Raw genomic sequence first — 12,206 nt, 5'->3', positions numbered from 1 at the left:
GCTGACGCTTCGGGTTAAGAAATTCTACTGATCATTAATCCGATACAATGGCAAAAAGCGGTAATAGACTTCCAAAGAGAGCGTCGCCAGAGCTGTTGAATAGATGCGGCCGCCGTAGCCGCCCCAGGGGCCGTCGGGGTTCCAGGAACCTGCCAACGGGCCTTGCTTGCGTTGTTTGGCGATCAGCAATTCACGTACCTGCCCGTTCCATTGATTCCACTCTTCGCCACCAAACTGATACATCGCCAGTGTGCCGTAATACCAGTAGTAGAGGTTGGGAGTAGAGGCTTTGGGGGCATTCGTCTTGGCCAGTAAGTACTGAGCAGCTTCCTGACTGGCCGGGTTACTGCGGCGAATGCCCATCATCTGTTTGCAGAAAAGTCCTTCGGCAGTCATCGCCGCTGTGACCTCTGGACCATACTCCGGGTGATAGGCGGCTAATCCTTTGCGGCTTCCCAAGCTGCGATCGGTCAGGAATTTGACCATCAATGTTCGAGATTCTTCGGGGATATCGATTCCTGCGATTTCTGCACTTTTCAGGGCCATCATGTGCCAGCCGAACATGCTCATATCGCCCGACCAATCCGGCAGGTATCGCCAGCCACCATCCTCTTTGTTTTGCATTCCGACTGTGAACTGAACGCCTTTGAGAACCGCCTGACTCAGTTTATCGTTGATCGTCCGGTCGCTTCTCATCCCGTAAGCTTCGGCTAGAGCATATGTCGCCATGCCATGACAATACATGCCAGCATAACGAGTCGCATTTCCTCCGAGGTAGCCATCTTCACGCTGCTGGTCAATCAACCAGTTGATCGCCTTAGTGACTGCTCCCGTATACTTGCCTTCTTCCTGCGTGTAACCGGCTCCCAGGAATGCGAGAATCGTCAACGCGGTCAGGCCGGTGTCGGCGTTGATGCCCGCTTTTTGACGATCGATCCCCGCTTCATCAATTTCAATTTGTCCGGAACCCTGTTTGGATCCATCCCAAAAACCAGCTGGTTCCTGTGTACTAACCAGCCAGGTCAAGGCTCGTTCGACAGCTTCTTCAGAAGCATCGGTGCCGCCATATTTTCTGGCAATATCTTTGCGGCGTTCTAAATCTCGCAGACGATATGTCGCTGGGATTTCCGCGGATTGATCTCGACGGACAGCATCAAAATTCGGAGCCGGGAAGCCTGTCATGCGCGGAATTTCGTCGCTGCCCTGTTTCATCGGAATTGACATCGCCAATGACGGTTCAAACTTCGTATCTGGTACGGGACCCGAGTTGCGAGTTGGCGTATTCATTTCATTGGCGGGTGCATTCCCCACGCGAGGAGAACGAGTAACAACACGATTTTCACTGGGACTTGGTTGCGAAGAACCATCCCCGTTCGGAGACATTTCTCCGGTAATGAGATTTTCTGAAGTCGCCTGCTCCGGAGTTTTGCGACGTTCGACAGTCTCTGAAACAATTCCCTTATTCGGAAGTTCCGGCCGGGGACCCCGTTCAATATCCGGAGAACGGAGTTGAACCTGATCTTTAAATTGAGGGCTGATACTGTCGCTACCACCGGGAGATGGCCGTTGAACATCTTCAGAAAGAGTCATGCTGCGAGGAAGTTGACTACGGCTGCGCTCGGGAACTTCGGGATCGGTTCCATTAGGACTCGGGACGGGAAGTGCAGGTATTTCCGGCGATTCAATTTCTGGAATTGCTGCAATTTCCCGATTCTGCGGTGCGGGAGTCGCCATCGCCAGTTCCGGCTGCTCCACAGGAGCGGTCTTGATTTGATCCGGTTCCGGCATCACCGCACTGAGATTAATCGGCTCTTCCAGATTGCGTTCCGGGATACTTGAAGGAGTCGGTCGAAACTGCTCACGCTCCATGCGTGAGAGAGGATTTGTTTCCGTCAGAGGCACCGATTCCCAGATCGGTGTATTGCCCGCCTCGTCTGTGCGAGTTTGCCTCACTCCTGCAATTTGGACATCGTGAATACGTATCGGTTCCAGATCCCGAACAACTTTTTCACGGACAGGTTCTGGAGCCAGAGCAATTACGCCCACACCTGATCCCAAATGAACCAGTAATGAAAACAGAAGCGATTTTGAGGAAGCATGATGATCGCCCCAGCGCGTGACCAGCATGGTAATCAAATGGACGGTTGCGAAGATAAACCCGAGGACAATTCCCCCCCACACCCATTGTTCAACAATGTTTGCAGGAACCTGGAAATGGTCAGCTAACCAGAGGTAAAATTGCTGAAATGAGACGTTCACGAATTGTCCTCCTCAGCCACGCGATTAGCGAGTGAGAGATTCGTAATCCCGACACGATGGCAAATCGCCAGTATGTCCATCACGTTCTGATAAGTTCCAGCTGCATCGCCGCGCACGACAACACCCTGATCGGCATAGCGTTTTTTGGCAAGTTTGAGTTCATCTTCGAGTTCGATAATTGTGACAAGTTTATCACCAAGAAACATCTCTCCCGTTTTGGCTACGCTCACGACAACTTCGTCTGGTAATTCGGTGAGCGGAAGCGCATCGGAAACTGTTGGCAATTCAATTTCGAATTGACGTTCCGCATCCGAGAACTTCGTCCCCACCATGAAGAAGATGATCAGTAACAATACAATATCGATCATCGGAGTGAGGTTGAGAACCGGCTCTTCTACTTCTTCGGTTTTCAACGGCATCTTTATATTCCACGATTACAATGCTATAGGTCAGGCACTGCCTGACGCGATTAACCATCGACATCAATTTCATCAGGATGTGCTTGATCGACAACCCGAGGAGAATGTCGCAAAAATGCGAGAATTCTCAACTCCTATTAGTATATCGACCTATGCCCGATGAAATCCAATTTTCCTGAAAAATGCCTGCAACTCGAACATATTCATTCTGCCTAATGTTCGACAGAACGGAAGAGCGGGGAGACTGGGTAATCTGTAAGGATTTCTTGAGACGCGATTGAGAAAATTAAGCGAATGAGAGGAAATTTTCTCAAGTGGAAAGTTCTGCCAGAGAGCCAATTTTTCCAATAACTGCGATCCCATTTTCACTAATAGTGAATCCATTGCGTCGGTCTTCGTTTTGATCAAAACCAATTCGGAAATGCTCGGGGATGACCACGCCTTTATCAATGATCGCATTTCGAATGTGGGCATGTCTGCCGACGATGACATTGTCGAACAGGATCGAATTTTCGACCGTCGCCCAACTGTTGATCCGCACATTCGACGAAATGATCGAGCCTTCAGCCCGACCTCCGGACAGGATTGAGCCTGTGCAGACCAGACTGTCGATTGCCTCTCCAACTCGTGGGGGGGACTGCTTCTTTTGAGCGAATACAAATTTTGGTGGCGGCAACAACGGTTGATAGCTGCGTATCGGCCAGCTTTGATCATACAGATTCAATTGCGGATCGACGGAGATCAGGTCCATATTGGCGGCATAATAGGAATCGATAGTGCCGACGTCCCGCCAGTAAGCCGATTCCCCCGTATTTTTATCCTGAAACGGAAATGCCTGCACGTGATGTTCGTGAATGATGCGGGGAATAATATCTTTTCCGAAGTCGTGACTGCTCCCGCGGAGAGTCGCATCGCGGCAGAGTTCTTCGTACAGAAAATCAGACTGAAACGCATACACGCCCATCGAAGCCAGGCATTTCGTCGGATCGTTCGGCAGCGGCTGTGGTTTGGCGGGCTTCTCCTGAAAGTCGATCACGCGACCACAATCATCGACAGACATCACACCAAACTGCCGCCCCTCTTCCAGCGAAACCGGCAGACAGGCAATTGAAACCGAAGCGGAGGCTTCGACGTGCCGGTCGAGCATTTCGGAGTAATCCATCTTATAAATGTGATCGCCCGAAAGAATCAGCACATTGTCGGCTCGTGTTTTCTCAATCGAGTAGATGTTCTGATAAACCGCATCGGCTGTCCCCTGATACCACTGCTCGTCGAGTCGTTGCTGAGGAGAAAGTATGTCGACATATTCATCCAACTCCCGACACAAAAACCGCCACGCCTGATTGATATGCCTGTCGAGACTGGCCGCTTTATACTGAGTGAAAACCAGAATTCGTCGCAATCCGCTGTTCAGACAGTTCGACAACGTAAAGTCGATGATGCGATAACTCCCTCCAAACGGCACCGCCGGCTTAGCTCGGTCCCGCGTCAACGGTTCCAGCCGGCTTCCCTTGCCACCCGCCAAAATCAATGCCACATCCCGTCGCATCATGCTGCCCGCCTGAACTGGAGTTGTATGTTGAACGCTTGCTATAACAAAGATTGTAGATTTGTTGATGCGTCTTTGGCAAGTCGGGAATTTTTTGAAGGCGGAAGGCGGAAGGTTGAAGGTGGTGTTCAGGTTTGAACTACGGAATGGATTTACGTTACTCTTCCAATATGCTTTTCAAAGGCTATTAGACCATGAATCAAACACTCTAACCTCTCCCGCTAATCTCTAACCTCACCCGGGCTTCTTTCATGAATGAATTGACGACCACTGTTCTCCTGGCATTCATCGGACTGTCGATAGGGATTGCTCAACCAACTACAGCTTTCGCTCAGCAATCTCGACCGGCTGCAGAAGTGAATGGGAAAGTAATCACCGAGTATCAGGTCAACGAAGCCATGAAGACGCTGGGGGTTTATGGCAACGACAATCGCGAAACGTTCGAGCGGATGCGGGAACGATTGGTCGAGCGGACATTGATCGATCAATTCCTCAAATCGCGTGGCATCACTGCTCCAAAACTGCTGGTCGAACGCCGTATGAATCACGTCGAAAAGATTCTGGCTCAGGAAGGCGATCCCGACCAGGCCCTCGAAAATCTACACCTCACCCGCGAACAGTTGCGCAAAGAAATCTCACTGCCACTCGCCTGGCAACGCTATGTGCGACAAGTTTTGACCGATGGTCAGATCAGCGAATACTTTCAGCAACATCAGCAGGAACTCGATGGCACAAAACGAACCGTCAGCCAGATTTTCCTCAAACTGCCACGCGATGCGAGTGAATCTGAAGTTGAAGTTGCTCTGCGAAAACTAAGAAATTCCAGTCAGACGGTCGGCAAAAATGGAGTCAGTTTTGCAGACGTCGCTCGCAGAATGTCAGAAGCCCCCACGGCTAAACAGGGAGGGCTGATCGGAACCTTCGCCTTCACCGGCCAGATGCCAAAGCAAATTGTTGAGGTTGCCTTTCAAACTCCAGAAGGAGAAATGAGCGAACCCTTCCGCAGCGTCTACGGCGTGCATCTGCTCAAAGTCGATAAAGTCATCCCCGGCCAACTCACCCCGGAAGACGCCCGCCCACAAATCCTCGAACACTTCGACAAACAACTCTGGCAGGAAACGGTCAAACGCTTAAAAGCAGAAGGCAATATCAGTTATTCTGAATTGCCGTAGGTCATTAATAGTGCTCTGTCACCGCTTAATGTCACCTAACGGGTGCCACTACTGGCTTGCCCAGCAGTGTTGTATTCAACTTTGAATACAAAATCAGGCGACATTCAGGTGGTATGAACAACAACGCACTGTTGGAATTCCCATAGACTGGGGCGAATGTGACTAACCTCTTGTGGTATCGCCACTGCAGAACGCCACAGGGATGTACTTGACATCATCAACAAGATTGCGGGCGCATGCAGCTACTTCCTACCGATCTTCACGATGCCATCAAGCACACTGGCGGAATAGCAACGAACAAATATGGCTAAGGAGACTATTATGGCAACAATTGAGGACGCTACTGGCGGATTGAACGAAGAACGGCTGGCGGACCTGGAAATGCAATGGGGCGTTGCGTTGCCGTCTGCCTTCCGCCAATTTCTGCTAACTCACAACGGTGGTTATCCAGTACCGGATGCGTTTACACTCGTTGGTTCAGAGGACGGCTCGTCGGTTCATCGGTTTTTGGGTGTTGAGGTGGGATCACATAGCAATTTAGAGAACTATATGAAGACATACGAGTCTCGAATCCCTAACGACCTTTTCCCAATTGCTCATGACCCAGGTGGTAATCTTGTTTGCATAGGCACTGGCGGCAGCAATATGGGGAGGATCTTTTTTTGGGACCACGAAACGGAGATGGACCAAGGCCCACCAAACTATTCGAATGTTTCTGCGATTGCCGATTCATTCGATGACTTCCTTGATGGACTGTATGAAGTGAATCTTGATTGACGCCTGCCGGGTGCCATGCTCACACTTGTGTGAGCATGCAATGCGTGTCGAATACAATTTGGAAGTTATTCTTTCAAATGAACGCACAATAACAAACATGTAAATCGAGTCAGATTGGGCTTGCCCGAAGTTGCCCCCAATACTGCATTCAGCATGCCCTCGGCAAGCGTGGATATGCACTCGGCATGCATGCTACCAAGGAATACAAAACTATGAATTATCACTCGGAAACAACATCGCACAGAATATTATTCAGATCTCTGCAAGCAACTCTCTTACCAATCGCTCTGATTTCCATTCTGATTACGAATTCGCATGCAGAAGATCAAGCAACGATTACCACGAAAAATTCTCGAAACATCGAAGCACAAGGATCGGATAACTCGATTGGTGCACCAAGATTCCTCGCAGCAAACAACTTGTCGATTGCAACAGGCAAACCATCTTTGGTTCTGATGTCCAGTGGTTCAACCCATATTCCGGTGTGGTCACTCTCGGGAGGCACAACCGGCCAGTCCGTAGCTGGTGTCGTGACCGGCTTTTCAAAGGAATGCGCTGCAATCAAAGTTGAAATTACTGTAACGTCGAATGACCCGACAACCAGTCCAGAGTTTGAGGATGTCTATCGAGTTCATCTGTCTCAAATGATCGAAGGAGCCCCATTCACGTCCCGGTATCATCTTGGCAAGACAGTCCGAACTGCACTTCCAGCCGGTCCTTTCTATTCACGAAATATTGTCTTGGAATCCTGGTATGAAGTTGAACCGGAGGCTCCGCTGTGGATTCGCATTCAGCGAGAACCGGGCGATGCGGGGGATACATTCACCCGTCCAACTGGATTGGCAATGGTCAAGGTGACACCTCTAAAAGCTCTCGCAGAGCCCCGTATCGTGCAGGATGTGCCCGGCTATAACTCATGGCCAATGATTCAGGCTCTCGATGAGAAATTAGTCTGTACTTACAGCCGAGGTTCAGCTCATACAATTCACGAAGACGCCCGCGGCGTCTATGCTCGCACCTCCATGGACGGCGGAAAAACCTGGACAGCCGAAACCATTGTCGCCGAGACTCTGGGCTATGGAGAAGTCACTGTCGGTAAGGGACTGGATTCCGCAGGAGCGATGCTACTCTGGGTAAGACGCATCGGAAAGGACTGGAATCACGACCTTTACCGCACCACCGATGGAGTGAGCTTCACACGGATCGCAACACCGGAACTCGCCATTCAGCCGATGCAGATTACTGACGTCTTTTCAGTCCCCGATGTCGGGTTGATGGCTTTGTGGTTCGCTGGAGATTACAGTGACAAACCGAACCAATCGTGGGGCACGCTGACCAGCAAGGATGATGGTTTAACCTGGACACAAACCCCTGTCGAGACCGAACTGACCAAACCAAACTGGCCGACGGAACCCTCTGCGGTTTATCTCGGCAATGGTCGGATTCTCGCGATCGGCAGAACGGAAACCGGCCCCGCTCAATTTCAGTTAGTCTCTTCAGATTACGGTAAGACCTGGACGAAAACTCAAACGAACATCAGCGATATCTCTGCTTCCACTCCCAGCCTGATCCTCGACGAAGAAACCGGGTTGCTGAGCAACTACTATTACGAACGCGGCAGAGGAATCCTTCGTTGTCGCGTCGTCGATCCCGAGAGCGTTTTCGAACATCCTCTCAACTGGCCCGACTCCGAAGCCATCACCATCGCCAGCCCAATCGCCTGGGATTCCGGCAACGCAAACGCGACGGCACTCGGAAACAACCATTACATTTCCTTCTATTCAGGCAAAGCTCCTGATACTTCGGTGATGGTTTCTGAGTTCCCCATTACAGGAGAAGAGAGTGTTCAGCCAGATGAACTTAAAAATAAATGAGCAGTCAGACAGGTGTCACAGGCTCGCAAGAGCAAGATGATTTTGCGATTCGCAGGGTGGCCCGACTGACTTTGTCGGTTGGTCGCGAAGCGAAAAGGTGAAACCACCCTGCAGGTTCTTATTTTGAGGGATGTCCATCAATCCCCAAAGTCAACCAATGGTTAAACTTAGTGTCGATAACGAGAAGCAGATTCACTTCCTCGCGTTCTCAAGCGAGAAAACGTCAGAACTGGCCTCGTAGTTTGGAGATTGAAGATAATTTGCCGTTCAATAAACATGCAGAGCGAACGGTGAGACATCTTGTGCTTTCAGCACCCAACCGACAAAGTCGGTCGGCCCACCCGCGTTGCGGTTAAGCGGTGATCTTTAATGTTAACTATGCTTTGTGCTTGTTTCTACGCGTAAAAACTGGGGGGCACGATTCTCACTCCAAGTAACTCGTTCATCGATATCGAAGATGTCATGAGACATGATTAGTTCAAAATAATAAATATGCACGAAATTTGACTCCAAAATCCTAGATGATTGTGTTATTCTGTACAAATATTCTTGTGTTTCAGGATGGTCAATTCTATCAATCCCCTTCTTTAGCTTTATTCAAAGGCCTAACGTATGATGAATCTACGTCGAAAGATTACTCGAAAAGCTTTTACGCTGATTGAACTATTGGTGGTGATCGCAATTATTGCCATTCTGGTGGCTTTATTGCTTCCAGCGGTTCAACAGGCACGCGAAGCGGCTCGACGTTCTTCCTGTAAGAACAATCTGAAACAACTTGGCTTAGCGATGCATAATTACCACGATGTCCATCAAATTTTCCCTTACGGCTACAACACAGCTCCAGGGTCCTGCAGCACAGATGCTGCTTCGACACTGGACATGTTTAATGGCTGGGGATTTCACATTCTCCCTTACATCGAGCAAGCTGCGCTTTATGATGACCTGAATTCCAAAGGGGCTTCTGACTGTACTCGCTGGAACAGCACTCCCGCATTGGTGGCAGCAGGACAGGGGGCAAATACCATTATTAACACTTACAATTGTCCTTCAGATCCGGGGGGTGGGCTTAACACGAAAATTAGCAGTCGTGGAAAATCCAACTATAAAGCCGTGACTCGGGACGCATCCAACAATGCCTTTGCATTTGGAACAAGTAGTATTAGAACCAGAATTCGGGACATCACAGATGGTACCAGCAATACTTTTCTGATAGGTGAAGCTGGGACAACAGGAACCTATAGAGGAGGGCTATGGATGGGTATTGTCAGCGATGTTCATGATAATTCTGCAAATATTACTGACACAGCAGGCTGGCGCATCAACGGAACTGAACCGGAAGCTTTCAACAGTAAGCATACCGGGGGTTGCCAGTTTCTTCTCGCTGATGGGGCAGTCAGGTTCGTTTCGGAAAATATCGACGGCCCCCTTTATGTCGCACTGGGAACTAAAGATGGTGAAGAAGTTATTGGTGAATATTAAGCCGCATTTCTGCCTGCTTGGACAACAATGCAAACTCCTCAATAATATAAAAATTCTTGAGGAGTTTGCATGTTTAGGCAGAGGTGAGTTCCTTTCAGAAATATGACCTTAAAACTGGCATCATAACGGGGGGCTTGTCACTTCTTTCTCCGAATCTCGCGATTTCCAACAATTGGCATTGTCTGATCACGTGGCGTCAGCAGGTAGGCCCGACGGGTGGCTGGGGTCGAAGCACAGCCACGTAGGGCAGGCTCCTGCCTGCCTTCCTACTTTTCCAGAAAGACAGAAAATCAGTAAAAGCTCGTTTTTGAGTTGAGAAAGCAGCTTTTCCGCGGGTGGCACAGGTTGATGCGAAGCAGCTAACTGTGTGGCAATGCCACAAGAGGCAGGCGTTTGAGGATTGACTATCACGGCAGGTAACTTGCGGCTTTGCCGCCCCGACAGAATCTTTCGGGGCTATCCTGCGGGGATCAACGATATTGGTGACAAGTCCCTGAGTAGTGTGAAAAGCGTAGTCCAGAGCATGCTAACCACGCCATCATTCTGGGCGTGCCACATCAAATGAGAAACTACCGGTTCAGCATCACTTTTTCGACTTCGGCCAGCTGATCCTGCGTGTTGACGCCCATTGCTTCCTGGATGTCGAGGGTGTTGGCGGCTAGAACGGTTTTGCCTTCATTGAGCAGAATTTCGGCACAGTCGGTCAGGTAATATTCGGCCTGCTGGTTTTCCGGGCGGAGTTTTTTCAGAGCCGCGAAGAGGGACTGGGTTTGAAATGCGAAGCAGCCGGTGTTGATTTCCTGAATCTGCAATTCGACTTCGCTGGCATCTTTGTGCTCGACGATTTTCAGAAATTTACCAGCTTCATCGCGGACAATCCGACCAAGGCCATGATTGTTCTCGGTGATCGCCGTTCCCACGATGCAAGCCGCTCCGTTTTCCTGCTGAACATCGAGCAGTTTTTGTAATGACGAGCCTTTGAGTAACGGCGTATCACCAGCCAGAACCAGAACGGAACCTGTGTGATCTTTGAGAGCTTCTTCGGCCATCATGACCGCGTGACCGGTTCCTTTTTGTTCGGCTTGCAATGCAAACACGACATCTGAGTGATGATCGAGAGCCGCTTTGACTTCGTCGGCTTTGTGACCCACGATGACCACGATTTTCTGAACGCCGGTTTCACGAACCGCGTTAATCACATGATCGATCATCGACTGGCCGCAAACCTGATGCAGAACTTTCGGTGTCTCCGATTTCATCCGGGTACTTTTCCCGGCAGCCAGAATAATCGCAACAGGTGAGTCAGACATGATTGGTCCAGAGACTTGAGTTTAGGGGCAGGGGGGAATAAAAAAAGTCAGGCATGTAGCCTGACTTACGAATTCGTATGTTATGTAAATCGGCGATGAAAAATCCATGAGGTCCAATGCCCTCAAGGCACTAGACCCTGGACTCTCGACTAGTAAGACATTCCATAGCGAATCATGAAGGTTTCGCCGGGATCGAGTGGGACGACAGAGCTCAGGCCGTGGACGCTGTATTCGCGATCAAACGCATAGCCGAAATCGAGATACGATTCCCAGGCACAGCTTTCCCAGCGGAAACCGGCAAACGCGCGCCATTCTTCGGTTTGGAGTTGGGCATTGCCACTGATTTCTCCGGCTTGCCACGATTGAACATCGTACTCAGCTCCCATGTACATCCAGGTTGCCAGGCCAAACGGTGTTCCCACGAAAACCTCTGCTCGCGATTTCGGGAAGGTCGCACGGATTTCCCAGAACTCGTTGGGATTCCAGACCACACCGGCATTCGGCAGGATAATGTCCTCGGCTCGATCCCAATACAACACACCAGCGACAAACATTAAATTCGGGCTTGTGCGGATGTACGAAGTCACATCGGCATCGAAGTTCCAGGCTTTGGAATTGAGTTGACGTTCAAAATCGGAATTGATCGAAGGAGTGAATCCCAATCGCCAGCTGGCCAGTCCGTACTGAGGCGATGTTGTTTCCAGTCGATAACCCAGACGATAGTAATTGTCGGCTATTGCAACGGGGACTCCAGCTGGAGGGGCGACAACGGGGTCGGCCAATTGAGAGGCTTCAATATTTTTGAAGTTCATTTCTGTGTAGTTAATTTCAGGAGACTGTTTCCAGGTCCAGCCATTCGGAGCCATCGTGATATTGTCGAACCGAAAGTTGTATTCGTATTGAGTCAAACTTCCCTGCTGGCCGGCCACCGGGCCTTGCTGCAGATCAGCTTCGCCCAACCAGGCAAAATCGAAGTGTGTCGACCAGCCGAGTCGAACCGGTTGAGGTCCAACGACTCCATAGCCGAACTGACCAGCCATCGGATCGCCCGTCGCACCGGCATACGGCGAAGCCATGAACGGATCGTATCCCTGGGGAACAGGTTGTCCGCCATAGATTTGACCTGAGTTTGGATAGGAACCCATGTTCGGATCGAACTGCGGCGCGATCTGCGTTTGTGTGCCCGGGCCGAGATCGTAGGTTTGCGGAGATTGTCCGCGAATTACGAGATCGAATTCCGGATGCAGTCCGAAGTTAGGCGACTCCTGAGTCGGTGCCTCAACAATTGGCGCAGACAAAGCGACTTCCACTGCGAAGGGAAGTGCCAGGATAAGTGATGGTAGAGCGAAGAATGCAGGATTCACGGT

At 50.3% G+C, this 12,206-nt stretch carries 9 protein-coding genes and 1 pseudogene; 5 read left to right on the top strand and 5 right to left on the bottom strand.

The features are described from left to right. Positions 1-24: 24 nt before the first annotated feature. The 3 genes from Pan54_RS13745 to glgC all read right to left on the bottom strand — a co-directional run bounded on the left by Pan54_RS13745 (position 25) and on the right by glgC (position 4,272). Entirely contained in the window at positions 25-2,259 is a 2,235-nt protein-coding gene (locus Pan54_RS13745; protein WP_146504022.1) for a prenyltransferase/squalene oxidase repeat-containing protein, read from the bottom strand. After that, the gene (locus tag Pan54_RS13740) at positions 2,256-2,678 is read right to left on the bottom strand and encodes an ExbD/TolR family protein (RefSeq protein ID WP_146504021.1); all 423 of its coding nucleotides are present in this window, start codon (positions 2,676-2,678) and stop codon (positions 2,256-2,258) included. Before Pan54_RS13740 ends, Pan54_RS13745 begins: the two co-directional genes overlap by 4 nt. A 310-nt stretch (positions 2,679-2,988) precedes the next feature. Further along, complete coding sequence (gene glgC, locus Pan54_RS13735) at positions 2,989-4,272, bottom strand: glucose-1-phosphate adenylyltransferase (RefSeq protein WP_261343202.1); 1,284 nt, start codon at positions 4,270-4,272, stop codon at positions 2,989-2,991. 206 nt (positions 4,273-4,478) lie between these two features. Here glgC and Pan54_RS13730 point away from each other — a divergent pair, with 206 nt between their 5' ends. From Pan54_RS13730 to Pan54_RS13710, 5 genes and pseudogenes are all read left to right on the top strand, one after another. Beyond that, positions 4,479-5,399, top strand: a complete 921-nt coding sequence (locus tag Pan54_RS13730; RefSeq protein ID WP_146504019.1) for a peptidylprolyl isomerase — start codon at positions 4,479-4,481, stop codon at positions 5,397-5,399. Between the two features lie 221 nt (positions 5,400-5,620). Further along, a pseudogene (locus Pan54_RS26815) lies at positions 5,621-5,710 on the top strand (HNH endonuclease); the annotation flags it as partial. A 10-nt stretch (positions 5,711-5,720) separates the two neighbouring features. Then, entirely contained in the window at positions 5,721-6,176 is a 456-nt protein-coding gene (locus Pan54_RS13720; protein WP_165441775.1) for an SMI1/KNR4 family protein, read from the top strand. Positions 6,177-6,595: 419 nt separating this feature from the next. After that, positions 6,596-8,050 (top strand): sialidase family protein, encoded by a 1,455-nt coding sequence (locus Pan54_RS13715; RefSeq protein WP_207310140.1) that lies wholly within the window; start codon positions 6,596-6,598, stop codon positions 8,048-8,050. Positions 8,051-8,662: 612 nt separating this feature from the next. Then, positions 8,663-9,529 (top strand): DUF1559 domain-containing protein, encoded by an 867-nt coding sequence (locus Pan54_RS13710; RefSeq protein WP_146504016.1) that lies wholly within the window; start codon positions 8,663-8,665, stop codon positions 9,527-9,529. 569 nt (positions 9,530-10,098) lie between these two features. Here the strand turns inward: Pan54_RS13710 and Pan54_RS13705 are convergent. Continuing rightward, positions 10,099-10,839, bottom strand: coding sequence for an NTP transferase domain-containing protein (locus tag Pan54_RS13705; protein WP_146504015.1), 741 nt, complete (start codon positions 10,837-10,839; stop codon positions 10,099-10,101). A gap of 149 nt (positions 10,840-10,988) precedes the next feature. Beyond that, positions 10,989-12,203 (bottom strand): hypothetical protein, encoded by a 1,215-nt coding sequence (locus tag Pan54_RS13700; protein WP_146504014.1) that lies wholly within the window; start codon positions 12,201-12,203, stop codon positions 10,989-10,991. Positions 12,204-12,206: the final 3 nt, after the last annotated feature.

The sequence above is a fragment of the Rubinisphaera italica genome (assembly GCF_007859715.1).
In the GTDB taxonomy this organism is placed as follows: Bacteria; Planctomycetota; Planctomycetia; order Planctomycetales; family Planctomycetaceae; genus Rubinisphaera; species Rubinisphaera italica.
The sequence above is the reverse complement of the archived record's forward strand: the minus strand, read 5'-3'. Positions and strand labels throughout refer to the sequence as shown.

Bases quoted from the DNA above. Each gene is read 5' to 3' on its own strand.
- Pan54_RS13740 (WP_146504021.1), bottom strand. From the start codon at position 2,678: ATGCCGTTGAAAACCGAAGAAGTAGAAGAGCCGGTTCTCAACCTCACT.
- Pan54_RS13730 (WP_146504019.1), top strand. From the start codon at position 4,479: ATGAATGAATTGACGACCACTGTTCTCCTGGCATTCATCGGACTGTCG.
- Pan54_RS13720 (WP_165441775.1), top strand. From the start codon at position 5,721: ATGGCAACAATTGAGGACGCTACTGGCGGATTGAACGAAGAACGGCTG.
- Pan54_RS13710 (WP_146504016.1), top strand. From the start codon at position 8,663: ATGATGAATCTACGTCGAAAGATTACTCGAAAAGCTTTTACGCTGATT.
- Pan54_RS13705 (WP_146504015.1), bottom strand. From the start codon at position 10,839: ATGTCTGACTCACCTGTTGCGATTATTCTGGCTGCCGGGAAAAGTACC.